Consider the following 1350-nt stretch of genomic DNA (forward strand, 5'->3'; position numbering starts at 1 on the left):
AAGATATTTTGCAACAAAGTAAATTTGGTGTTAAAGACAAATCAGGTAAGATTTTTAAATATATGTCGTATGGCAATACTCACCATGTGGAAATTATTCGCAATGTTAAGACAGGGGAGATTAAAGGTGCATTTGTAACGATGCTGGAAGCATCGCACAGAGTAAAGGGTATTAATCTGCCAAAACAACCTATGATCAAAACTAACCATGGAGATGAATGGGAATTTTTAATGGCTTTACATATTAATAATACTGTTAGCATAGGCAAAGAAAATAGTGAAAGAATATTTTATAGAGTTCAAAAAATTAATATGACTGGAACTGTAACATTAAGATTAAATACTGCCTCAACATTAAAAAATAAGGATGAAAAATTGTCTATTGCTATTAATAAAGAAAATTTTGATGAATATGAAATTAAATTACACAAATTGAATGCTATAGGTGGTTTGATCGATGATTAAACGAATTATCGAGGTATCAAAACCAAGTTATTTGCACCTCAAAAACAAACAATTGATTATTGAGCAAGCACACGAAGTGGTTGCTCAAGTCCCCATAGAGGATATTGGAGTATTGATTTTAGAGCATAGTGCCATCACGATTACTCAGCCTTTAATTATTGAATGCCAAGAGAACAACACAGCTGTTATTTTTTGTGATGAAAGACATTTGCCATATTCTACTCTTTTACCAATTTCCGAGGGTAATAATCTACATCAAAAAATCCTTAAACAACAAATTAATATCACTGAACCTGTGCGTAAAAATTTATGGAAACAAATCATACAACAAAAAATCAGAAATCAAGTCAACACACTCAAACAGTTTGACAAACCTTTTATGCGTTTAGAAAAATTGGCAAAGGAGGTGAAATCAGGTGATATAACAAATTGCGAAGCTCAGGCTGCACAATATTATTGGAAAGCCTTATTTGGTAAAGATTTTTTGCGCGATCAAAATGCAGACGGAATCAATTCCATTCTAAATTATGGCTATTCAATTATTCGGGCAATGATTGCCAGAAGCATTGTAGCAAGTGGTTTACATCCTGCCATTGGGTTGTTTCACCATAATCAGTATAATGGTTTGTGCTTAGCAGATGATTTAATGGAGCCGTTTCGCCCTTGGGTGGATAGCATAGTCTATAAATTATATCAAGAGAATGCAAATATCAATATCACCAAAGGAGTCAAAATTCCTTTTTTAAATTTAATTAGCGAAAATGTTAAATTCAAAAATAAGCAAATACCACTAATGATATCTGTGCATTATTTAATGGCAGATTTAAAACGCAATTTTGCCAAAGAAAGTAAACGACTGGTCTATCCAAAAAAATAATGTTTGGAG

The 1350-nt window shown here is 32.2% G+C and carries 1 protein-coding gene and 1 pseudogene; both read left to right on the top strand.

Features of this window, described 5'->3' with window-relative positions; translation table 11 throughout:
• Positions 1-464: pseudogene (locus BHECKSOX2_RS10115) on the top strand (type II CRISPR RNA-guided endonuclease Cas9); the annotation flags it as partial.
• A complete protein-coding gene (cas1, locus tag BHECKSOX2_RS10120; protein WP_139683469.1) occupies positions 457-1341 on the top strand; it encodes a type II CRISPR-associated endonuclease Cas1 in 885 nt (294 codons plus the stop codon). The pseudogene BHECKSOX2_RS10115 and the gene cas1, both read left to right, overlap by 8 nt.
• Positions 1342-1350: the final 9 nt, after the last annotated feature.

This window comes from thiotrophic endosymbiont of Bathymodiolus puteoserpentis (Logatchev), from assembly GCF_900127505.1.
Taxonomy (GTDB): domain Bacteria; phylum Pseudomonadota; class Gammaproteobacteria; order PS1; family Pseudothioglobaceae; genus Thiodubiliella.